This is a genomic window from Saccharospirillum sp. MSK14-1, from assembly GCF_003054965.1.
Taxonomy (GTDB): Bacteria; Pseudomonadota; Gammaproteobacteria; order Pseudomonadales; family Natronospirillaceae; genus Saccharospirillum.
Map to the genome: position 1 here is coordinate 19,570 of NZ_MIES01000026.1, position 21,442 is coordinate 41,011.

A 21,442-nucleotide genomic window follows, 5' to 3' on the forward strand; every position below is an offset into this window, starting at 1 on the left:
CTCTAGGGGCGCTTGGATTAACCAGCCACCACGAAGATGAGGTACATAGCGATACCAACACCGATAATCGGGATGGCGTCGATCAGACCAGCAACGATGAAGAAGCGGGTTTGCAGCATCGGGCCCAGTTCCGGCTGGCGAGCGCTGGCTTCCATCAGTTTACCACCGAGGATGCCGATACCGATCGCAGCACCGATCGCGCCAAAGCCCATCATGATTGCAGCGGCAATGTATACCAGTTCCATGTCGTTCTCCTAAGTTTCAGTTAGTAGCTCAAGTTTAAGTCGTAAGGTTTGAAAAATTAGTCTGACCCATCGGGCCAGACCGGTGAATCGTCAATGGTCCTCGTGCGCCTGACTCAGGTACACGATGGTCAACACCATGAAGATAAAGGCCTGCAACGGGATCACCATGATATGGAAAATCGCCCAGGCCAGTTGCAGCGCACCACCGAAGACAGCAATGAAAATGCCGCCGCCGAACATCAGTGCGATCAGAATGAAGATCATCTCAGCCGCGTAGAGGTTACCGAACAAACGCAGACCCAGTGAGAACGGCTTGGCCAGCAGACCAACCAGTTCCAGGAACAGGTTGAAAGGTACGAATGCCCAGTGGTTAAACGGCGTAAATGACAGCTCCTTGATGAAACCCATGCCCTTCACTTTGAAGGAGTAGTAGATCATCAGGAAGAAAACGAACGTCGCCGTGCCCAGGGTAATGTTCGGGTCGGTCGACGGTACGATCTTGTGATACTTCACACCCAGCAATTCCAGGCTGTAAGGAATCAGGTCGACCGGGATGATGTCCATCAGGTTCGACAGGAACACCCAGACAAAGACCGTCAGAGCGATCGGCGCAATCCAGGGGTTACGGCCGTGGAAAATGTCGCGCACCTGGGTGTCGACAAATTCAACGATGGTTTCAACGAAATTTTGAATGCCGGTCGGCACACCCGCATGGGCTTTGCGCGCGACCATTCCGAACAACAGAAGAAACACGGCGCCCAGTCCGATCGACCAGATCATGGAGTCCAAATGGATGGCCCAGAACCCCATGTGTTCCACTTCTTCGTGGCATTGAGCCACTTTCCAAACGGCTTCACTGGTCGTGCTGCCATCACACAGATGACTGCCCGCTTCCAATTTGCCGTAGGTCAGGTTCGTCAGGTGGTGCTGAATGTACTCACCCGCGTTGGCGTAACCGCCTTCGCTACTTGCCATAGGTACTAATCCCCTTGTTTACCACCCTTGCGAGCGGTCACTTAACCAGAATCGGAGCCAGTACTGCCGCCAACGTATTGATGACGATGACGGTCAGCAGCATGGCTAGGGCTTCCGGTCCGCTGGCGTTGCGCCACAGCAACAGCAGACCGACAGCCACTATCATCCATTTACCAAACAGGCCTCGGGTTGCACCCACAATGAAGAGGCCAACCTGGCGGGCGCCGTAGTGACGCAAACTTCGCCAGGTAAAGTAAAACTGGGCCAGCAGCGCCAGCAGCGCTGCAACCACGACAGATACCAATACCTCGGGAAACCAGATACCAACGGCTACGAACATCACGACCGCAGACACCCCCTGTACCAACAACACCCGCCAGGCTGTAGGGCGGGGTATGGGGCGCGGTCGAACCGGCCTGAATAAGGTCTGATTCCGGTTTTTATCGTCTGCCATAACGCTCAATACCGAAGCTCATTTGGCAGCGGGCTTGCCTAAAATGGGCATTGCCCCGCTTTTGTCCACCGGACACCAGCCAAAAAATCCGGGTGAGTATATTGGGTTCGTTCGGGGGCTTCAATACAGATGAGCCAAAGGTCGCAACACTTGGTTACAGCCAGGCGCTGCTGGCGTGTAAAGCGTCAATTCTAACGCTGATAGTTGTCGCGACCGTGACTATTTTACGTGATTCAGAATACCGTCCAGTTCATCCAGACTGTTGTATTTGATGACCAACGAACCTTTACCTTTGGAGCCATGCTTAATGGCAACATTGGCGCCCAGGCGCTGCGACAACATCTCCTCGAGATTCTTGATGTTGGCATCCGGCCGCGCTTCGACCGGCGCTTCAGGCTTGCCACCTTCGGCCAGTGTACGCACCAGTTGTTCGGTGGCCCGAACCGTCATGCCTTTGGCCACCACCTGGCGCGCGGCTTCGACCTGCGCGCTGCCTTGCAAACCGAGTAAGGCTCGAGCATGACCCATTTCCAGATCACCGTGTTCGAGCAAGCGGCGCACTTCATCTTCCAGGCTGATCAAACGCAGCAAATTGGTGACGGTAACCCGACTCTTACCGACCGCTTCCGCAACACCTGCCTGAGTTAACTCAAACTCTTTTTGCAGTCGTTGCAGAGCAAACGCTTCTTCCATCGGATTCAGGTTTTCGCGCTGAATGTTTTCGATCAACGCCATGGCGATGGCGTCTTCATCCGGTACATCACGCACCACCGCAGGAATGGTATCCAAACCCGCCATTTGCGAGGCACGCCAGCGACGTTCACCGGCAATCAGTTCAAAACTTTGCGGACCCACCGGGCGCACCACCACCGGCTGCATCACACCCTGAGCCCGAATCGAGGCGGCCAGCTCTTCCAAGGCATCGGCCGACATATCCCGACGCGGCTGATACACCCCGCGCTGCACCCATTCGATAGGCAGTTCGCGCAGGCTACCGTCGCGGACTTCTTTAACCGGCTGTTCAGAAATGGCTTCCACTTCTTCACGGGTGGTGATCAGTGCGTCCAGGCCGCGCCCGAGACCTCGTTTTTTCGGTGACATTGTCATCGTTATCCTGTGATTTCAGCCGCTTCGGGTGCTTTAACGCCTTCAACCCGACGCACCATCTCGCCCGCCAGCGCCAGGTAAGCCAGGGCGCCTTTGGAGGTGCGATCGTATTGCAGTACCGGTGTGCCGTAACTGGGCGCTTCGGCCAGACGAACGTTACGGGGAATGACCGAAGAGTAGAGTTTGTCGCCGAAATGGTTTTTCAGCTGATCGGAAACATCATTGGTCAGGCTGTTGCGCGGATCGTACATGGTGCGCAACAAACCGCCGATGGCCAACCCCGGATTCACCACTTTCTGAATGGAGCCGATGGTTTCCATCAAGGCGGCCAGACCTTCCAGTGCGTAGTATTCGCACTGCATCGGAATCAACACCTGCTCGGCCGCAGCCAGGGCGTTAACCGTCAGCATGTTCAAGGACGGCGGGCAGTCGATAAAGATGTATTCGTAATTTTGTTTGATTTCCGCCAACGCGTATTGAAGACGATGTTCTTTCATCTTCATGGGCATCAGTTCAACTTCAGCTGCGGTCAGGTCGCCATTGGCCGGCAAAATGTCGTAGCCCGCATTGTCAGCACGCACAACAGCATCGGCACAAGCGCAACGACTGGTCAGCACATCGTAGACGCTCAACTCGACGTCGTTTTTATCGATACCGCTGCCCATGGTGGCATTGCCCTGTGGGTCAAGATCGACCACCAGCACCTTGCGCTTCATGGCCACCAGCGAGGCTGGCAGATTGATGGCGGTGGTCGTCTTGCCGACGCCGCCTTTCTGATTGGTAATCGCGAAAATCTGAGTCAAGATCGCATCCTTATACATCCCGGATCGACAACTGTACCAGATGTCGAGCGCCGGAGGTGCCTGGCACATTCAGCGAATGGACAGCATCACACACCACGCCGTTAGGCAGGGCATCGAGCTCGTCCTGAGGGTAGCGGCCCTTCATTGCCAAAAAACGACCGGCCGGGGCCAACAGGTGTCTGGATTTTGCCACCATCTCATCCAGAGTGGCAAAGGCCCGTGAACTGATTTGAGCAAAGTGACGCTGTGGCTGCCAGCTTTCCAGACGGTTGTGCACAACCGTCGCGTTCTCCACACCCAGATCCAATCGCACCTGGGTCAAAAACCGCGTTTTTTTACCGTTGCTGTCGAGCAGCGTCACGGCTTGTTGCGGCCGCACCAGCGCCAGCACCATGCCGGGTAAACCGGGGCCGGTGCCCACATCGAGCAATTCAGTGTGATCGACAAAAGGCACAATGGCGAGCGAATCAATCAGGTGACGATGAATCATTTCGCTCGGATCGCGCACCGAGGTCAGGTTGTAGGCTTTATTCCACTTCACCAACAAAGCGTGATACGCCAACAAGCGCTCAACCGCTGACGGTTCGATGTCGAGATCGAGCGCCGCTATGCCGGTTTCCAGCTCGGCGCGCCAGGCATCACTCATGCGCTGTCTTTCACCGCAGCGTGGCCGAGAGAGCGCTTCTTCAGATGAATCAACAAAACCGATACCGCCGCCGGCGTTACACCAGAAATACGGGCGGCTTGCGCCAGTGTTTCCGGACGCGCCTGCTCCAACTTTTGTTTCACTTCGTTGGACAGACCACCGACGTTGCCGTAATCGAAATCATCCGGCAGCGCCATATTTTCATGACGACGCAGGGTGTCGATCTCATCCTGCTGACGCTGAATGTAACCTTCGTACTTGGCGCTGATTTCCACCTGCTGACGCACCGCATCGGTGAGCTCAACATCGCTCGGCACCAGCGCTTCAATGTCGGTGTAATTCAACTGCGGCCGCTTGAGCAAATCTCGCAACGTGGTCTCGCGTGACAGTGGCTGATCCAGCTGCTCCGCCAGCGCCTTGGCCTGTTCAGAACCGAGCTGCACCCAGGTACGTTTCAGGCGTTCGTTTTCTACCGCGATGGCGTCTTGTTTGGTGGAGAAAGCCGACCACCGCTCGTCATCGACCAGACCCAGCTTGCGACCGGTTTCGGTCAAACGTGTATCGGCGTTGTCTTCACGCAGCAGCAGCCGATATTCGGCGCGACTGGTGAACATCCGGTACGGCTCCTGAGTACCAAGGGTAATCAGATCATCGACCAACACACCCAGATAGGCTTCATCACGACGCGGATACCAGCCGTCTTCGCCTCGGGCGCGACGGGCGGCGTTCAAACCGGCGAGCAAACCCTGCGCACCGGCTTCTTCGTAACCGGTGGTGCCATTGATCTGGCCGGCGAAATAGAGGTTTTCGATATAGCGCGTTTCCAGCGTATGGCGCAGGTCGCGTGGGTCGAAATAGTCGTACTCAATCGCATACCCCGGCCGGGTGATGTGCGCGTTCTCAAACCCTTGAATGGTCCGAATAAAGTCGACCTGCACATCGAACGGCAGACTGGTGGAAATGCCGTTCGGATAGACTTCGTAAGTACTCAGGCCTTCTGGCTCGACAAACACCTGATGACTGGTCTTGTCGGCAAAACGGGTCACCTTGTCTTCAATCGACGGGCAGTAACGCGGGCCAATGCCTTCAATTTCACCGGCGAACATCGGTGACTGGTCGAGATTGGCGCGAATGATGTCGTGCGTTTGTTCGGTGGTGTGGGCAATCCAGCAATCGACCTGCTGGGGGTGTTCATCCACCGAGCCCAGGTAAGACATCACCGGTAGCGGGGTATCGCCCGGCTGCACGGTCATTTTCGAATAGTCGAGGCTGCGACCATCGACTCGCGCCGGTGTGCCGGTCTTTAAACGACCGACACGCAATGGCAGTTCCCGCAGTCGCGCTGACAGAGAATTGCTCGGCGCATCGCCCATGCGACCGCCAGAATAGTTCTGCATACCGACGTGAATTTTGCCGCCGAGGAAAGTACCCGCCGTCAGTACCACCGTATCGGCCAGAATGCGGATACCGGTCTGAGTCACCACGCCGGTCACACGATCGTTCTCAATCAACAGATCGTCAGCGCCCTGCTGGAAGACTTCCAGGTTGGACTGATTTTCCACAATGTCGCGAATTGCCGCGCGATACAGCGCTCGGTCAGCCTGGGCGCGGGTTGCGCGCACCGCCGGACCCTTGCGGCTGTTGAGCATGCGAAACTGAATACCGGCACGGTCGGTCGCGCGCGCCATGGCACCGCCGAGCGCATCAATTTCTTTCACCAGATGACTTTTACCGATGCCACCGATGGCCGGGTTGCATGACATCACACCAACCGTTTCGATGTTATGCGTCAGCAACAGCGTCTGCGCACCGGTGCGGGCCGCAGCCAGAGCCGCTTCGGTACCGGCGTGACCGCCACCGATCACCACCACCTGATAACGCTTGGGAAAATCCACGTTCCACCTCAAACCGTTGAACCCGGGCCGGCACGTTCACTTTTTGACCAGCCCGGAAAAATGGGGCGGCGATTATACGAGTTTTCCCGGCCCCTTAGAAGATGGCGTCAAACCACTCAATGCCTTGCATCTGGCGCTCAGCGGCTATACTAGGGGATTCAACCCCCGTTAGGACGATTTTTGTGATTCGCAAGCTTTCAGTCTGCGCCCTGTTATGGGCAGCAAGTAGCCTCTGTTTGGCGCAAAACCTGCTTCTGGTCACTGACCTGGATGATGACAATCTGGCCAGCCGCCCAGACTTGCGTCTGGTCGCCAGTGAAGCCATCAACCAGTTACGTGATTATCAGGTGTCCACCGCCAAGACGTCCGAACGGCCCGACAGTCAGGCTAAAATCACCGCCATGGTCGACGCCGCCCGACGTGCCGATCTGACCACCGTCGCAGTGGTCACGCTCTATCCGCACGGCTGGGGTTCGTCCACCTTAACCACCTCCTTTTACGGTGTGTCCAATGGCGAGCTGCAGATGCAGCGCTCACTGGATTTCAACACCCGCGATGTACAGTCCATTCTGGCGCAGCTCGAATACGAGCTGCCGCTGATGCTCAAACGCGAATTCCGCGAACTGGGCTCCGTTGTCCGAGTCACGGCCGACCGCCTCTATTTCGATCTGGGTGAAAGCGCCGGTGTGGAAGTCGGTCAGTTGTACCGCGTCTTCCGCCGGGGTGAAGAAATCCGTGACAGCCGCGGCGAAAGCTACGGCTTTGTCGACAACCAGACGGGCATCATCGAAGTCACCTCCGTCAGCGGCGTCTATTCGGTTGGCGAAATCAAACTCGGCCGGTTGTCGATTCGCAATAACGACTGGGTAGAGATGACCGCGCCTGACATTCGCGTTGAAGGTGAGGTGTTGTCGAAGCTCGATAACGAAGTCGCCATCAACCTCGGTCGTCTGTCCGGCATCAGTGCCGGCAGTTATTTCGCCATCTACAAAGACATCAAACCGATCGATTCGGAGCAATCGTTCCGTGAAATGGTGGGTCAGATCCGCATCAACGAAGTTAACGACAACGTCGCCCGCGGTGAAATTGCCCGTTCTGACCACTACGACCTGGCCAAGGCGCTGATCGAAGAAGGCGACCGAGTAGAAGAGGTGGCCTATCGTCATCGCAACCAATTGGAAGTGGGCCAGAACCTGTTTGGCATTCTCAACAACCTCGACCAAAGCTATTTCGTTGGCTTGCGGTTCGACTCCAACAGCGACATTGACCTGGGTTACCGGCTGCGCGCCAGCGTGGTAGAACCCTATTACGGCAGCATCGGTCTGGTATCAGCACTGAATCACAGCGAAAGTTTCCGCTATGGTCTCGATGGACTCTACGGCCCAGACGGTCTGGGAACGCAGTTGTTCGTTGAAGCCGATATCCCCACCCCCTTGAGCGAACGTGCCCGCTTCTCACTCGAAGGCGGTTATCTGCTGGGCGGAATTGAAGCGGCAGAAGGCCTCAACATCAGCTTGAGCGTTAAGCTGGGCCTGGTGTCGTTGCTGTAACCGGAACTGTAAAGATAGTGTCTGTCACGGGATTGGCTCCGCTACCATCACGGTAAGCCGAGCTAACCCCTTGAGGACCCGCAATGACATCCACGCCCATGCCCTGGTCACATCGTCTGTCCTGGCCAGCTTTACTGCTGAGCCTGGTGATCATGGGCTGCGCCAGCTACCAAAGCATGGAAAGCTCGAACTACGCGCTGCAGTCGGATCTGGTCCTTCGGTTCGAGGAAGTTTATACCCGCTATCAGGGCGTGCCCTACGTTTACGGTGGCAGCACACCCGCCGGCTTTGATTGCTCCGGTTTTATCAAAACCGCTTATCGCGAAGCATTGGGTCACACCGACTTACCGCGCACCACCGCGCAAATGCTCAACGGTGGACAGTTTGTTCGGCTCGATCAGTTGCGACCGGGCGATCTGGTGTTTTTCCGCATTGCCGGTAAAGAGCAGCACGCGGGCATCTACCTGGACAACGATCGCTTTATGCACGCTTCTTCGTCGCGCGGGGTGACGGTGTCCTCCCTGTCGAATCGTTATTGGATCAACCATTACTCCCAGGCGCGACGCTTTCTATAACACCGGATCAGCCGTAATGCCAGCTCAGGCTTCGCCGCTGCGCCCGGCCTTAAACTGTTCAGCGTATTGCTGATGCAACTTCGGCCAGCCGTGTGCCATAGCATCCGCTCCGACAATCCGCCCCAGCGGATCGCCGTCCAGATAGTGCCCCAACACATCAAAGCAGATATGCCAGCCCGCAGCGCCCATGGCGATGTAGTCGCGACCGATGCTGTGCCACAGCGTCAGCAGGGTGCCGCCATCATCGAGCGCCTCCAACTGCCAGCGCATATCGTTATCGCCCCAGCTTAGTTCCAGCAGGGTCGGCGCTTCGGCGCGCTTGATTTCGGTCTCGGTGACATGCGGCTCGGGCGTGCCGACCGTGGATAACTTTGCCATCCCGCTTTGTGCCAGATTGCGATCAGCATCGAACGGCGCCCACTGACGCAGTTGCTCCGGGTCGGTAATGGCCTGCCACACCTTGGTCGGGGAATGACGCAGACGCCGCTCAACCACCAAAATCCAATCGTCCCCCTGCGCTTCGATGCGCGCACCCTGGGCGTCACCGGCCTGGTAATCGTCTGCCGTGCTCATGCTTCAATCCTCACTCGGTGCATCATCGCCAAGCCCGTCCAGATGCGCTTCCAGCTTATCGATCTGCGCCGACCAGTAGCGACGGAAGGGCGCCAACCAGGCATCCAGTTCCATCAGCGGTTCCGGTTTCAGCCGATACAGACGGCGCTGAGCTTCCACTCGCGACTCAACAAAACCCGCTTCGCGCAGGATGCGTAAATGCTTGGAGACCGACGGCTGCGACAAAGTCAGCGCCTGTTCTATTTCGCTTACCGAGCGTTCGGAGTCGAGCAGCATATCGAGAATGGCACGTCGATTGGGTTCGGCGACGACACTAAAGCTGGTTTCCATCGCTATCGATCTCTGTTTTGGTTTTGGTTCGACTTCAGGCCAACCATTTTAACCGACCATAAAGGATGATCGCCGCTAACAGCGCCATCACCAACACATAGGGCAGCGGTGCTTTATCGCCAAAATATAAATAGAACGCAGCAATCAGCAGCGAATGCGCCAGCATGACGGCGGCGGCAATGGGCGTCACCACTGGCATGATTTTAAAAGCGGCGGGAAACACCAGGCCCAACCCGGCAATGATGCCGACTGCGCCCAACACCGCCCAAACGCCCTGTGGCAGTTGCTGCATCGCCACCACCGACGTTTTCAGATCGGCGAATTTAAACAGCTGGAAATAGCCGCCCGCGATAGCAAACCAAGCCAGCACCGCCTGGATGATCCATAAAGCAATCGACATAACCTTTTCCTCTTATCATTGGTTTAAAAAGCCTGGGGAATCTAAGTTCCAAGGTAGTTATATAACCAACAGAGAATATTACTGTCAAGGCATGAAAAGACACTAAGGCCAGCCGGAATTAAGGATTAACAATAAGGTCAGCGTAGCGGCGGGGCGTAAAGCAGACCGCCTTCGCTCCACAGCGAATTCAGCCCGCGATCGAACCCCAAAGGCGTATCCGGACCAATATTGCGATCAAAGACTTCACCGTAATTGCCGACCTGGCGAACAATCTGATACGCCCAATCTGCCGACAGACCCATGGCCCGCCCGGTATCGCCATTCACGCCCAGCATGCGCTGGATCACCGGTTTGTTGGAGCGGCGCATCGCGTCTACGTTCGTCTGGGTCACGCCATATTCCTCGGCATTGACCAGGGCATAGAGCGTCCATTTAACGATGTTGTACCACTGCATATCGTCCTGCCGGACCGCCGGACCTAAGGGCTCTTTGGAGATGACTTCCGGCAACATCAGCACGCTGTCCCGTTTTTCCAGACGCGTGCGCAGCGCATACAGCTGCGACAAATCCGATGACAGCACCGCACAGCGCCCCGCCTGAAATCCTTCAAGCGCCAAGTCGGACGTGGCAAAGGATACTGGCTGATAATTCAGACCGTGCTCGCGGAAATAGTCGGCCAAATTCAGTTCGCTGGTCGTCCCTCCCTGAACACAAACAGCCGCGCCGCCCAGATCATTAACACTCTGAATGCCGGAGGTACGCTGCACCATAAACCCCTGCCCATCGTAAAAGGCGATGCCCGCGAAGATCATGCCTAAGGTGGTGTCGCGCGAATGTGTCCAGGTGGTATTGCGAGAGAGCATATCGATCTCACCGGACGACAAGGCGGAAAAACGATCGCCCGGGGTTAAGGGGGTAAACCGTACTTTGGTGGCATCGCCCAACACGGCGGCAGCCACCGCGCGACAGATATCCACATCCAGACCGCTCCAGTGGCCTTGGTTATCCGGATTGGAAAAACCGGGAATGCCGGTCGAGACCCCGCAGTCGAGCTGGTCTTTGGCTCGCACCTCACTGAGCGTGGAGGCCGTCGCACTCAGGCTGAAGCAAACACCCGCCACCCATAAAGCCCACTTAGCCCGACTCACAAGGCCACCTCCCCAACAAAGTCAGGCAATGCCAGTCCCAAATCCGGACTGCGGACCGGCGCACGCCACTCCAGCTCAAGATCGTTTGGCCAACGTCCATCACGCAACGCATTCACGAACGTGCCGCCCAGGTCACCATAATCCAGCCGCAAACGCGTCGACTGCATGCGCTTTTCACCCGACCCCATCGACACCGGCGACAGGCTTACGGCCGAGATCGGATCGCCCCCGGTACGCACCGCCAGCTCGACCGGGCCGGTGCTTAAACCAAAACGATTGGGGTTATCCAACAGCAGGTCCAGTTCGACCGTCACCGAAGTCAAATTAATGCTATCGACGCGCCAGTCCGCCAGCTGCACCGTCGGCAAACGCGGTACCGGCACGGTAAAAGACTGTTCCCACGATAACTGGCGTGGCCCCAGTACCGGCACATCCACAGTCGGCGACAGATGCAGCATCAACGCCACTTCGCCGTTGTCATAAGCGTCAGCCACACGGTCGATCAAACCCGATACCGCCAGTGACCAATCCAGATTCACCGTCGTGGCACGGCCAGCAGGCAAACCGGAAATCGGTGGGCTGTCGAGTTGCAGCCAGGGTTCGCCATCGAGCCAAAGCTCCGCCCGCAGCGATTGAATGGGTAGGGAATAGGCGTTGGGGTTGGTGATGGTGACGCGGCTGCGGCCATCAAGTTGCTGCCAGCTCAGCGCGGTCAGCTGACTGCTTTGGTGCTGAAAGGTGGGTGCCCGGTACACATCATCCACACCCAGGCCAGCACAACCGGCCAACCCTAGAACCACCGCCACAAACAGCCACAAGACTCGCATCACAGCTCACCAATACAGGAATAAAGACCTCGGCACCTTTGCCTGAGCCGGCACAACTGTCAAGAGCCAGCGACGCCCACCTGGCTGTGCAATTGCCAATCGGTGTCATCCAGTTTGAACAGCAGTTGATCACCGTTGGATAAAACCCCCACACCTGCCGGGGTACCGGTCAGCACCACATCGCCAGGAGACAGACTGAAATCCTGTAGAATCAAACGCAGCAATTGCGCCGGCGGACACAGCATTTGACGAATCTGTCCGTGCTGACGAAGCGCGCCATTAAGTTCCAGACGATAGGACCAATCGCCCATCTGAGCGGGCATTTGCGCGATGGGCAACCAGGGACCCAAGGGTAAGGCACCATCGAACGCTTTGGCGCGCTCCCAGGGATGACCAGCCTGTTTTAATTCCAATTGCAGTTCGCGATCGGTTAAATCCAGCGCCAGAGACACAGCCGTCACCGCCGTCCAAGGATCATCACTCGACGCCGTCAAAGGCGCACCGATCAACAGCGCCAATTCCGTTTCAAAATGCAGCGTCGCGCGTGTCAGCGACAATTGACCTGCCAACTCACAAAAGGCGCTGGCGGGTTTATGAAACAGCAGCGGCTGCTCCGGAATGGGGTTGTTCAACTCACGCGCATGCTCGGCGTAATTGCGCCCGACACACACGGCCTTGCCGACCGGCAGTTCGATGGCATCACCAGAATGCCAACGATGCGCATACACCTTACTCTTCCTCGTCTTCTTCGACGGGCTCGGGGATGACCGCCAACTCGGCAATCTGAGCGGCCGCATCAGATAACGTCGATTGAATGGGCGCTTGCTGCTCCAGAATGGCTTCCATGGCGGCACTGCCAAACATCCAATACAACGCCATGGCAGGCACCGATGGCTGCAGTTCGGCTGTTTGCCAAACGGTCCAGGCCCGCGCGTGCCAGTCTTCGTCTTCCTGCCACTGCTCCAATGCCGCTTCGTGCAAAGGCGCAGCCGGCGCCAGGGTTTCGGTTAACGCGTCGAAACCGGCCTCACTGAGCAAGGCGTCTTCAATAAACCGGCGCGACAGGGTTTTATTGGGTGTCGCCGAATTGATAAAGGCTGCCGTTACCTCACCAAACCCGCGCCCGGACTGACCACTCAGCGACGGATAAGGCCCCACGAGCAGATCCACACCGGCGGCTTCGTAATCCGGCAACGCATTGGCCGCAGTCAGCACACAGGCCGCCCGATCGGCCGTGAAGGCGTCATCAACATCTTCGGTGGTCAAGCGCGCCGGCAACAGATCGCCCTCGATCATCGATTGCATAAACGACATAGCCGCAATGGCAGCCGGAGCACTCAATCCCACATCCTGCGTATTCAATAAACCGGCTTCATCGCGACCAAAAACATAGCCGCCTTGAGCGCTCATCAAGCCGTAATTCAGATAGAGGTTGGTGGCATCAAACAGCAGGGGGCGGGCATTTTGACGCGCCAGGCTGCTTTCGGCTTGCCACACCGCCTGCCAAGTGTCGAAAGGGGCATCGACCTGATCGGCATTGCAGGCTTGAACAGCGCCTTCCAGTGCCAACGGATAGCCATAGACGACGTCCTGGAAGGTGAGCACCGACCAATAGGGTTCGTTGATGGCATTGCGTAACGTCGAGCGCGGTTCGATGGCGGTCACAACACCGCCCATGGCCCAGTCAGTCAGATGTTGGTGTTGACCGATGTAGATGTCGGGCCCGTCGTTATCCACTTCACGTTGCTGAAAAGCACGCCGGCCTTGCTCCGGCGCCGCAACCTCCACGGTCACACCGGTACGTTCGCTGTAGGCTTCCGCCAACCGAGTCAGTTCATCGATATCGCGGCCCGGGTCAACCCAAACCAGCAAAGAACCTTGCTCAAAGGCATGCGCGGGCGTCATCAGGGCGACCAGCAGTAACAGGGCGGCAGGCAGGCGAAGCGTAGCAATCATGGCAATTCCTGTTCGGTTGAAGGTTGCGGTGGCGTTATACCCGCCGAGCGCAGACGATTATCGAGCACCCCACGCGCCTGCTCGGCGGTGCGGTTCAGGCCGACCAATATCCAGATGGTTCCAGCCGGGCTGGTACGGGTTCGCACCACCCGCAGCTCTTCACTGAGCCAGTCGTAAACCAGAGCCTGTGCCCGGTCACGCTGTTGCGCCGGTAACGCGGAATACCAAGCCTGATTCCACTCCAGCACCAGTTGCTGATGAACCGACTGAAATCCACTTTCGATGCGGGCTTCCGCCGTGGCCTCACTGGGTGGCGACGAGCGTAACCGCGTCAGCGGATAACCGGGCAACGGCTGACCACAGATAAAAGCGGGCGCCGGTGTCCGGACGCTATCCGGATAGGTGCAAGTGGTCAGCTCGGATTGACCAGGCCGGGTCATGCAGGCGCTGACCACCAGCGCACAGAGCACCCCGACTGAGGTTCGCCACAGCGACAAAGGCATCCACTCCATCCTAACGATCAAAACAGCCGTCGATTATGACAGCAGCCATCGACTCAGAACAGGATGCGCGTCCGCATGGTGGCTTTCACTTCGCGCACTTTTTCCAAGGCTTTCAGCGAACATTCCTGCGCCACATCAATCACCACGTAACCCACCTTCTCATTGGTCTGCAGATACTGACCAATGATGTTGATGTCGTTCTCCGAAAAGATGCGGTTAATTTCCGACATCACGCCCGGCACGTTGTGGTGAATGTGCAAAATGCGGTGCGCATCCGGGTGCGATGGCAACGCCACTTCCGGGAAGTTCACGGACGACAGCGACGTGCCATTATCGGAATACAGCGCCAGCTTTTCTGCGACCTCAATACCAATGTTGTACTGCGCTTCCTGAGTAGAACCGCCGACGTGTGGCGTGAGGATCACATTGTCGAATTCGCGCAACGGGGATATGAATTCGTCGTTATTGCTGCGCGGTTCGGTCGGGAACACATCGATGGCGGCGCCCAGCAGTTTTTTCTCAGCCAGTGCCGCGGCCAAGGCATCAATATCGACCACGGTACCGCGCGAGGCGTTGATAAACACCGAGCCCGGCTTCATCCGGCGGAACTGATCGGCGCCCATCATCCACTTGGTCGCTTCGGTTTCCGGCACGTGCAAGGTCACCACATCGGCTTCAGCCAGCAGTGCATTCATCGAGCCAACCTGGCGGGCATTACCCAGTGGCAATTTGGTGACCATATCGAAAAAGATCACTTCCATGCCCAAGCCTTCGGCCAGCACACCCAGCTGAGTACCAATGCTGCCGTAACCGACAATGCCCAGCTTTTTACCGCGAATCTCATAGCTGTCGACCGCGCTCTTCTGCCAGCCGCCGCGATGACAAACGGCATTTTTCTCCGGCACACCACGCAGCAGCAAAATCGCCTCGGCCAGTACCAGTTCGGCCACCGATCGCGTATTGGAATAGGGTGCGTTGAACACCACCACGCCATGTTCGCTGGCCGCGCTCAGATCGACCTGATTGGTGCCGATGCAGAAACAGCCCACGGCCACCAGCTTGTCGGCCGCCTCAAAGACAGCCCGCGTCAGCTGGGTACGCGAGCGAATGCCGATAAAGTGCGCGTCCCGCACCTTTTCGATCAGCTCGTCTTCGGGCAGTGAGCCCTTTAGGTATTCGATGTTGGTGTAGCCCGCCTTGTTCAGGGTATCCAATGCGCTCTGATGGACACCTTCCAACAGGAGGATGCGAATCTTGCTCTTATCCAGAGAATTCTTGCTCATGCTCGGCTCTTGCTGCGGGTGGTCGAAAAGAATGGCGGCGCGGATCATACCACAGCCAGGGCGCAGCCGAAGGGGCTGATTGTGCAATGGTCTGTTGCGAAGCACACAGCAGCGCACGACGTCGCACCATAAAAAAAGGCCGCCGAAGCGACCTTTTTGCAACACAGACTGAGCATGAAGATCAGTCGCGAACCACGGCCATGCCCGGTTCAAAGTCTGCGATATCGAGCGGGCTGTTGCGCTCGATGTAATCCGCCAGCATGTCGGCATCGACAAAACCAGAGTTCACGTAGTTCGGGTGCTCGGTAATGTTCGGGTAACCGTCACCGCCAGAGGCCATGAAAGAGTTCACCGACAGACGGTAAGTCTGGTTCGGATCGATCGGCTCACCACCCACTTCGGCTTCAACCACTTCACCTGCGACAATGCGCAGTTCAACGCCATCGAACTGGGCGAAAGCACCGCTGCCGGCTTCTTTCTCAGCGGCGGCGTTCAGGTAGTTCATCAGTTCAGCGCCGGTGAAATCGACATAGGCCAACATGTTGCCGAACGGTTGGACGGTCAGCACGTCTTTATAGGTGATGTCGCCACCTTCCAGATCCGCACGAATACCACCGGAATTCATGATGCCCACATCGGCGTTGGTGCGCGCGCGTTGAGCACGGGCAATCAACACACCCAGGTTGGTCGGCTCGTTACGTACGACCGCACGATCACCAATGAAATCGCCATTGGCGCTGCCGATCACAGTGTTCAGCGCTTCACCACCGGCTTCCTGATACGGCGTCAACATGGCCAGCATGTCTTCGTCTTCGGCAATTTCAGCGCGCATCAGTTCGTCGTTGTCGTCGAGCAGGTTGACCGGAATCAGGTCATAGCGGTAATCAACCACTTCGCCATTGCGCAACGTCAGATCCAGGCGACCCACGTACTTGCCCCATTCGTAGGCTTGCAGAATCAGGGTGTCGTTCTGAACGTCCGGTTCAAACAGCGGGTTCTGGCTGTGGCCACCAACAATGACGTCGATGCCATCAACGCTGCGTGCCAGGGTCACATCACCCGGGGCGTTGCCACCGAAGTTGCCATTGGCGTAATGACCCATGTGAGTGACGGCAATGATCAGATCCGATTTGGCATCCAACTCAGGGATCAGGTCAGCAGCAACATCGCTCGGCGTCAGGAAGCTGAGGTCAGTCATGTATTCAGGGTTGGCGATCTTAACCGTGTCTTCGGTGGTGAAACCGACGACGGCCACTTTATGGCCCTGAACGGTGAACATTTCATAAGGCTCAAACAGAGTCTTGCCGCTGTCGGTGTAAACAATGTTGGCAGACAGGAAGGGGAAACCCGCCCAATCGGCCTGTTGCATCAACACATCGCGCGGGTTATCGAATTCGTGGTTACCAACGGCCATGGCGTCGTAGTCGAGCATGGCCATGCCGAGGAAATCGGGTTCGGCGTTTTGCAGATCGGATTCCGGCACACCGGTGTTGATGTCACCACCGGACAGCAGCAATACCTCGCCACCCTCAGCTTCCACTTCAGCGCGAATGCTGTCGATCAGGGTTTTGCGTGCGGCCATGCCGTACTCGCCATCATCATTGCGCCAGAAGCGGCCATGGTGATCGTTGGTGTGCAGAATGGTCAGGTGGTAATCGGTATCCGGCTCATAGCTCGGACCCATCAGCGCACAACCGCTCAGCGCGATTGCCAAACCCAGAGAAACGGGCAGTAGCGATTTCATTATTATGCTCTCCATGTTGTTGCCAACAGCTGGTGGTTTTGTCAGGTCCTGACTCTTCGGTCAGAACAGGCTGAATCACTTTAACGACTTCGTCATTAAACCGAAACAAAAGTGGACCTTGGCTTTCCGGCGGTCTTAACAGCAAAAACCAAGCCGGTTTCGGCGAAGCCTGAACAAGCGGTCAGTTTCACATCGCCAGCCTAGAGACGCCGTATGACAGGGCCATGAACGAAAGATGACAGCGTCAGCGCACCGTTTCGGTGCGCACAGCCATCAGCGCGAGTTTCTGCCGGCGCGACTGTGATTTTATCGCGGCCTCTCGGCGGCCAGCCTCGCTGCGATTCGCGCAAACCTCGGTGTAGACCAACGTCACCGGCCGCCGGGCCCGGGTGTAGCGAGCCCCGCCGACCAACTCACCATTGTGTTCACGCAAACGACGCTCTGGATCGGTGGTAACACCGGTGTACAAACTGTTGTCGGCGCAACGCAGGATATACACAAACCACTGCGCAACCGGGGAGGGCGAGTCTTCCACCAAAGCCTTGTCTCCTGATGAAATTTCAATCGCCGTTCGTATTGACACACAATGTGGCTATTCGACCATTGATAGTGGAGCCCGCGTCACAAGCGGTTTCCAACGACACGATCTTTAACATAGACTTACAAAACACTAACACATTTAACCCGCTGATTATGGCCGTACAGATAGCGTCGTTTTCGTTCCGACCTCGTGTCGAGGACGGTCTGCATCAGCTCGGTGAGTTTAACCGGCGCTTTCCCGATCACCCCAACTTACTGATCCTCATTTTTGCCAACACCTCCGCCGACGACCTGCAACCCATCCTGCCGTGGTTCGAGGCATTGTGGCCCAAGGCCACCGTTATTGGCGCGCAATGTGGTTCCATCCTGAACAGCGGCCCGCTCATCGAGGGCGAAGTGCTGGTGCAGTGTCTGCACTTCGAACGCACCACCTTGCGCAGCCAGGTCTTACCTTGGCAAAGTGATCTGGAAACGCTGGGTGAGCGACTCTACCGCCCGCTGATTCAAGACGACACCCGACTGGCACTGACCTTCTTCAGTGACCCGACCCCCAACTGCGATGACCTCTTCCACTGGGTCAATCAACATCACCCCAACGTCACCATCGCGGGCGGTCGCATGACCGACCAGGTCGGCGGCTGGGTTTTTGCGCAAGGCTTGGTGCATCCGAATCATTGCCTGGTGGTCACGTTCGATAACCCGACCTTAATCGTGCAGTCACAGGCGTTCAGCCAATGGCATCAAATCGGCCGCACCTGGACCGTGACCCGAGCGCAAGGCAGCAAACTGTTTGAGCTGGACAACCGCCCCGTCCAGATGTTGTACGACACCTATCTTAACGACAACCAACCGCTGAACCCGGCCGACTACCGCAACTTCCCGTTAATGCACACCGACGGCGAGCAGCGCCGGCTCTGCGTGCCGATCGATCACCTCAGCGGGGGCGGCTTTCAACTGTCTGAGCCGGTCAAGAATGGCGACAAGGTGCGCTTCGCTTACAGTCATCCCTCGATCAGTCGGGAGGCGTTGAGCAAAGGCGCGCAACAACTCAGCGACGTCCGACCGGAATTGCTTCTGGCATTTAACTGCCAGGCGCGCGTTTCCAGCGATCACGGTGGTCCGGACCTGGAGCTGACGCCGCTGCGTCAATTAGCGCCTTTGGGGGGTGCTTATTGCGCAGGTGAACTGCACCACGAAAACGGTCGCACTCAGTTACTGCAACACCATTTAACGGTGCTGGCTCTGGCCGAAGACCCGGCGCAACAACGACCGCTGCTGACGTACCAAAGCAATGCGCTGACGCCGCTGTTCCATCTGATTCAGGAATCGGTCAAAGACCTCGATCAGGTTAACCGCGACCTGGAAGCCGAAGTCAAAATCAAAACGCGCGAGCTGTTCCGAAAATACGAAACCGACGCCATTACCGGCCTCGCCAATCGCGTCGGCCTGCTGCAATGTCTGCGCGATGCCGACCCCTGGCCCATCGCCCAGGTGTGCAGTTTAAAAGTGAACAATTTGCGGCAGATTAATAACCTTTACGGCTACGCCATTGGTGACCAGTTGCTCGGCGACCTCAGCCAGGCCATTCAGAATCATCTGCCGGAATTGCTGCCGACCACCGCACTGGTGTTCCGCGGCTCACCCAATGAGTTTTTAATCGTCGCGCCGGACGCCTGTGCCAACCAGACGTTCTTCCGTGGCATGGCGCAACTGACCGAACGTTTGCAGGATCAGTCGGACGTGTTCAGCGCCGAACGCGTGCGCAATGTGTTGCCCATCTTGCTGACGGCGGGCACCGCTCATCGCGACGAACTGCCACCGAATATGACACCCGGCCCAGAAGACTTATTGATCAAAGCCTCTGAGGCGCGCCGGCACGCTTACCACCACCAGCTGCCGATCGCCCGCGCACTGGATATGCCCGGCAACGACAAGCACAAACGCGATGGACTGATCTGGCTGGGCCGGGTTCGAACGGCGCTGGCCAACGACGAGATCGAGCCTTTTATCCAGCCGCTATTCGATGCCCGCGGTGATGTCCCTCACGTCGAAGCGCTGATTCGCATTCGTCAGGATGGCCGCATTTATTCGCCCAAGGATTTTCTCGATCTGGTCAAACCAACCCAGCTGTATCCGCGACTGTCGATGCGCATGATCGATGAAACCTTCCGCCTGCTGAAAGATTTAAACATCGGCTTCACCCTGAACTTCACCGCGCGTGATTTGGGCAATACGGAGTTGATTGAACGGCTGAAAAACTGGCTGCGTTCAGGCATTGAAGCCGAGCGGGTCACGCTGGAAATTGTCGAATCGGATGGACTGCGCGACTTCCAGCGTTTCGCCATCACGCTCATGGAATTACGCCGTCTGGGTTGCAAGCTCGCCATCGACGATTTCGGCAGCGCCTATTCCAACCTCGAGCGGGTACTGCATCTTAAACCGGACTGGATCAAACTCGACGGCAGCCTGATTCGTAACCTGGATGAAAGCGAAGTCAGCCGCATCCTGGTTAAGCGGGTGGTGCAGTTGTGTCAGGACTTAAACATCCGCACCGTCGCCGAACACGTTCATTCCAACGACATTCTCAGCGTTGTTAAGCAGATGGAAGTCGACTACTTTCAGGGCTTCCATCTTGCCGAACCCATGGCCGTGGCGGACTTCTGCGCCAACCGGCCACAACGCCAGGAAATGTTTGCATGACCGCCACCGTCTTGATCGGTGCCACTGGCCTGATTGGCCAGAACGTCGCCAGCCGACTGAGCGATGACCGTTTCGCGCCCACCTGGCTGCTGACGCGGCGTCCGCTGACACCACCGCTGCCCCATCAGCGCGTTCGGGTACTCGATTTTGCCGAGTTAGAAAATCAAACCCTGGATCTTGAACTCAGCGATGGAATCTTGATCTGCACGCTGGGCACAACCTTGCGTCGTGCCGGCTCCAAGGACGCCTTCGTCGCAGTGGACCGGGATCTGGTATCTCAAGTAGCGCATTGGGCGCGTGACCGTGGCGTACGGCATTGCCTGGCCGTCTCGAGCGTTGGCGCTAATGCCGACAGCCGCAATCTCTATTTGCGCACCAAAGGTCAGGCTGAACAGGAGTTGATTGCGCTGAATTTCCCCCGTCTGACGGTATTGCGGCCGTCGATGTTGCTCGGGGAGCGCTCAGAGTTTCGTTTGTTGGAGCGTTTAGGCACGCCCGTTTTGCGGGCCTTAACGCCAATTTTTTCCGGTCCGTTGCGGCGTTATCGTCCAGTCCAGGCGGCCAAGGTGGCCTCCATACTGGTGCACCAAGCAGCCAGTGCGTCCGGCCCCGTAATCGATATCTGGGAATCGGACCGCATCAGTCGCTGGCAACCGGACACGGACTGAACGACCGCCACTGCCACAACATCGGCGCCGCATTCCCCTGAAAACCAAGACTCAGACAGTGCTCCCCCGCCTGAACCTGCCAGTGACGCGATTCTTCCACCAACAATGACCAGGGCGGTTCTGGCAACGCCTGCAAGCGCGGTGTCAGCGCCTCCGCCAAACCCGCTGCCTCGTTCAGACGAGCGCCGGCACGAGGCAGTAACGCCGCAACGGCGGCCTCCGGGTCAGGATGACCACTGTCGGCCAGATCCCCCAACAATTGATCACCGAGCCACAGGCGCTGCTGTTCGGCTAAGGCCTCCACCAGCAAATACGCCGGATCGAGCGCGACGTTTCCCAGCGCAACCTCACCCAGATGCGCCAACAACTGCTGCGGCGCCTGCACATGGCGCCGCTGATGGCGTTCAAACCAGAAAATACTCAGCGCCACCATCAGCGCGGCCGTTAGGCCGCCTGCCCAGTACAGTCGGGTTTGAGTCAGGGTCATGCGCAGTTCTCCGCTTACAATCGACGCGCCAGT

The 21,442-nt window shown here is 57.4% G+C and carries 23 protein-coding genes; 4 read left to right on the forward strand and 19 right to left on the reverse strand.

Annotated features, from left to right (window positions below; genetic code table 11):
• Nucleotides 1–17: 17 nt before the first annotated feature.
• The 7 genes from atpE to mnmG form a co-directional block, all read right to left on the reverse strand.
• Nucleotides 18–245 (reverse strand): F0F1 ATP synthase subunit C, encoded by a 228-nt coding sequence (atpE, locus tag BGP77_RS03945; RefSeq protein WP_108163433.1) that lies wholly within the window; start codon nucleotides 243–245, stop codon nucleotides 18–20.
• Nucleotides 246–335: 90 nt separating this feature from the next.
• Nucleotides 336–1,220 carry a F0F1 ATP synthase subunit A gene (gene atpB / locus BGP77_RS03950; RefSeq protein ID WP_108163434.1) on the reverse strand — a complete coding sequence of 295 codons (885 nt, stop codon included), beginning with the start codon at nucleotides 1,218–1,220 and terminating at the stop codon, nucleotides 336–338.
• 37 nt (nucleotides 1,221–1,257) lie between these two features.
• Nucleotides 1,258–1,674: an ATP synthase subunit I gene (locus BGP77_RS03955; protein WP_108163435.1), complete on the reverse strand. Its 417-nt coding sequence runs from the start codon at nucleotides 1,672–1,674 to the stop codon at nucleotides 1,258–1,260.
• 219 nt (nucleotides 1,675–1,893) lie between these two features.
• Nucleotides 1,894–2,775 (reverse strand): ParB/RepB/Spo0J family partition protein, encoded by an 882-nt coding sequence (locus BGP77_RS03960; RefSeq protein ID WP_108163436.1) that lies wholly within the window; start codon nucleotides 2,773–2,775, stop codon nucleotides 1,894–1,896.
• 8 nt (nucleotides 2,776–2,783) lie between these two features.
• The gene (locus BGP77_RS03965; protein ID WP_108164348.1) at nucleotides 2,784–3,584 is read right to left on the reverse strand and encodes a ParA family protein; all 801 of its coding nucleotides are present in this window, start codon (nucleotides 3,582–3,584) and stop codon (nucleotides 2,784–2,786) included.
• Between the two features lie 10 nt (nucleotides 3,585–3,594).
• Nucleotides 3,595–4,230: a 16S rRNA (guanine(527)-N(7))-methyltransferase RsmG gene (rsmG, locus tag BGP77_RS03970; RefSeq protein ID WP_108163437.1), complete on the reverse strand. Its 636-nt coding sequence runs from the start codon at nucleotides 4,228–4,230 to the stop codon at nucleotides 3,595–3,597.
• Complete coding sequence (gene mnmG / locus BGP77_RS03975) at nucleotides 4,227–6,125, reverse strand: tRNA uridine-5-carboxymethylaminomethyl(34) synthesis enzyme MnmG (RefSeq protein ID WP_108163438.1); 1,899 nt, start codon at nucleotides 6,123–6,125, stop codon at nucleotides 4,227–4,229. Before mnmG ends, rsmG begins: the two co-directional genes overlap by 4 nt.
• A 182-nt stretch (nucleotides 6,126–6,307) precedes the next feature.
• On the opposite strand from mnmG, the gene BGP77_RS03980 reads away from it, so the two are divergent.
• A complete protein-coding gene (locus BGP77_RS03980) occupies nucleotides 6,308–7,675 on the forward strand; it encodes a hypothetical protein (RefSeq protein ID WP_146171189.1) in 1,368 nt (455 codons plus the stop codon).
• Between the two features lie 83 nt (nucleotides 7,676–7,758).
• Entirely contained in the window at nucleotides 7,759–8,250 is a 492-nt protein-coding gene (locus BGP77_RS03985) for a C40 family peptidase (protein ID WP_233252291.1), read from the forward strand.
• 24 nt (nucleotides 8,251–8,274) lie between these two features.
• On the opposite strand, the gene BGP77_RS03990 is transcribed toward BGP77_RS03985, so the two are convergent.
• From BGP77_RS03990 to BGP77_RS04040, 11 genes are all read right to left on the reverse strand, one after another.
• Complete coding sequence (locus tag BGP77_RS03990) at nucleotides 8,275–8,823, reverse strand: SRPBCC family protein (protein WP_108163440.1); 549 nt, start codon at nucleotides 8,821–8,823, stop codon at nucleotides 8,275–8,277.
• A 3-nt stretch (nucleotides 8,824–8,826) separates the two neighbouring features.
• The gene (locus BGP77_RS03995; RefSeq protein WP_108163441.1) at nucleotides 8,827–9,153 is read right to left on the reverse strand and encodes a helix-turn-helix transcriptional regulator; all 327 of its coding nucleotides are present in this window, start codon (nucleotides 9,151–9,153) and stop codon (nucleotides 8,827–8,829) included.
• A 34-nt stretch (nucleotides 9,154–9,187) separates the two neighbouring features.
• Complete coding sequence (locus tag BGP77_RS04000; RefSeq protein ID WP_108163442.1) at nucleotides 9,188–9,553, reverse strand: DoxX family protein; 366 nt, start codon at nucleotides 9,551–9,553, stop codon at nucleotides 9,188–9,190.
• Between the two features lie 137 nt (nucleotides 9,554–9,690).
• Entirely contained in the window at nucleotides 9,691–10,701 is a 1,011-nt protein-coding gene (locus tag BGP77_RS04005) for an amino acid ABC transporter substrate-binding protein (RefSeq protein ID WP_108163443.1), read from the reverse strand.
• On the reverse strand, nucleotides 10,698–11,528 hold the full coding sequence (locus BGP77_RS04010; protein WP_108163444.1) for an LEA type 2 family protein: 831 nt from the start codon (nucleotides 11,526–11,528) through the stop codon (nucleotides 10,698–10,700). Before BGP77_RS04010 ends, BGP77_RS04005 begins: the two co-directional genes overlap by 4 nt.
• A 59-nt stretch (nucleotides 11,529–11,587) precedes the next feature.
• Nucleotides 11,588–12,256: a fumarylacetoacetate hydrolase family protein gene (locus tag BGP77_RS04015; protein WP_233252292.1), complete on the reverse strand. Its 669-nt coding sequence runs from the start codon at nucleotides 12,254–12,256 to the stop codon at nucleotides 11,588–11,590.
• Between the two features lies 1 nt (nucleotide 12,257).
• Nucleotides 12,258–13,484, reverse strand: a complete 1,227-nt coding sequence (locus BGP77_RS04020) for an extracellular solute-binding protein (protein ID WP_108163446.1) — start codon at nucleotides 13,482–13,484, stop codon at nucleotides 12,258–12,260.
• Entirely contained in the window at nucleotides 13,481–13,987 is a 507-nt protein-coding gene (locus BGP77_RS04025) for a hypothetical protein (RefSeq protein WP_108163447.1), read from the reverse strand. Before BGP77_RS04025 ends, BGP77_RS04020 begins: the two co-directional genes overlap by 4 nt.
• A gap of 53 nt (nucleotides 13,988–14,040) precedes the next feature.
• The gene (gene serA, locus BGP77_RS04030) at nucleotides 14,041–15,270 is read right to left on the reverse strand and encodes a phosphoglycerate dehydrogenase (RefSeq protein ID WP_108164350.1); all 1,230 of its coding nucleotides are present in this window, start codon (nucleotides 15,268–15,270) and stop codon (nucleotides 14,041–14,043) included.
• Between the two features lie 181 nt (nucleotides 15,271–15,451).
• Nucleotides 15,452–17,014: a bifunctional UDP-sugar hydrolase/5'-nucleotidase UshA gene (gene ushA, locus BGP77_RS04035; protein ID WP_199224192.1), complete on the reverse strand. Its 1,563-nt coding sequence runs from the start codon at nucleotides 17,012–17,014 to the stop codon at nucleotides 15,452–15,454.
• 244 nt (nucleotides 17,015–17,258) lie between these two features.
• Nucleotides 17,259–17,549, reverse strand: a complete 291-nt coding sequence (locus BGP77_RS04040; protein ID WP_108164351.1) for a GIY-YIG nuclease family protein — start codon at nucleotides 17,547–17,549, stop codon at nucleotides 17,259–17,261.
• Between the two features lie 158 nt (nucleotides 17,550–17,707).
• On the opposite strand from BGP77_RS04040, the gene BGP77_RS04045 reads away from it, so the two are divergent.
• Both BGP77_RS04045 and BGP77_RS04050 read left to right on the forward strand, forming a co-directional pair.
• Nucleotides 17,708–20,254 carry a sensor domain-containing phosphodiesterase gene (locus tag BGP77_RS04045; RefSeq protein WP_158269263.1) on the forward strand — a complete coding sequence of 849 codons (2,547 nt, stop codon included), beginning with the start codon at nucleotides 17,708–17,710 and terminating at the stop codon, nucleotides 20,252–20,254.
• Nucleotides 20,251–20,922 carry an NAD(P)H-binding protein gene (locus tag BGP77_RS04050; protein ID WP_108163450.1) on the forward strand — a complete coding sequence of 224 codons (672 nt, stop codon included), beginning with the start codon at nucleotides 20,251–20,253 and terminating at the stop codon, nucleotides 20,920–20,922. Before BGP77_RS04045 ends, BGP77_RS04050 begins: the two co-directional genes overlap by 4 nt.
• Here the strand turns inward: BGP77_RS04050 and BGP77_RS04055 are convergent.
• The gene (locus BGP77_RS04055) at nucleotides 20,894–21,409 is read right to left on the reverse strand and encodes a hypothetical protein (protein ID WP_108163451.1); all 516 of its coding nucleotides are present in this window, start codon (nucleotides 21,407–21,409) and stop codon (nucleotides 20,894–20,896) included. The genes BGP77_RS04050 and BGP77_RS04055 overlap by 29 nt on opposite strands.
• Nucleotides 21,410–21,442: the final 33 nt, after the last annotated feature.